The organism is Bradyrhizobium sp. NAS80.1, from assembly GCF_001908205.1.
GTDB lineage: Bacteria > Pseudomonadota > Alphaproteobacteria > Rhizobiales > Xanthobacteraceae > Bradyrhizobium.
Genome location: NZ_LGHL01000408.1, coordinates 1 through 953 on the forward strand (window position 1 = coordinate 1; position 953 = coordinate 953).

At 60.2% G+C, this 953-nt stretch carries 1 protein-coding gene; it reads right to left on the reverse strand.

Going from position 1 to position 953, the window contains the following annotated elements; genetic code table 11:
* Positions 1 to 383: 383 nt before the first annotated feature.
* The gene (locus tag AC629_RS43880; protein ID WP_283848247.1) at positions 384 to 833 is read right to left on the reverse strand and encodes a hypothetical protein; all 450 of its coding nucleotides are present in this window, start codon (positions 831 to 833) and stop codon (positions 384 to 386) included.
* Positions 834 to 953: the final 120 nt, after the last annotated feature.

A 953-nucleotide genomic window follows, 5' to 3' on the forward strand; every position in this document is an offset into this window, starting at 1 on the left:
CAGCTTCTTTTTCCGCTTCACGACCTCGCCGGAAAGACGAACGACGACGTCGTGCTCATAGGTTTTTCCGTCAATCGTAATCGTGCCAAACGTTGTGCTGTCGATCTTCATTGTGACCTCCTCCCAATCGGATTCACGCTCCAGCAGGCGGCGGCAAGGCCCCTCAACGCCGCCATCACCCCCGCTCAAGCGCATTCCCGTCTGCCTATCCGGATCGGGACGCGTCGCTGCCCCCAGCTGCCCGGACGTGCCTCGAACATGCCAGGGATTGCGGTGGAGCAAAGCGACTTTCCTCGGTGAGCCGCCAAGTGGTGATGTTATACCAATCTCGGCCGATAATCCGCTCACCACAGCCTGGGCAGTAGGTGCTTTGGCCCACCTCGTCATGGACTGTAGACGAAATGCAGCCCGACCTTGCGCGCGATATCGCGAGCCGTCGTCGGCGTGAAGGCCGGCGAACGGGGTGGATCCAACAACTTGTAGTCAGGGTGGAAGGCGGTGAAATGCAAGGGCACGTCAGGTCCGAGTCTCGTCATCACCCATTCGCTCAGCCTCGTCACCTCCTGCGGGCTGTCGTTGTAACCTGGGATCAGCAGCGTTGTGATCTCAAACCAGACCTTCGTCCTTTGCTTCAGATATTCGAGCGTCTCGAGGACGGCGCCGAGACGGCCGGTACACAGCCGGTCATAGAACGCCTCGGTGAAGGCCTTTAGATCGACATTGGCAGCGTCCATGAAGGTGTAAAGCTCCTCCCGAGCCGCTGCGCCAATGTAGCCCGCTGTGACCGCCACGTTTTTGATCCCGCGCCGGCGCGCCACCATTGCAACGTCCACGGCCCTTACCGATCAACTCGGAGCCACAACATGTCTGACATCGATCGCACCCCGGTCGGAATGCAGATGGTTATTCCCGGCTGCGAACGGCGAACGTTGCCGCGATCAACGACCGCGTCG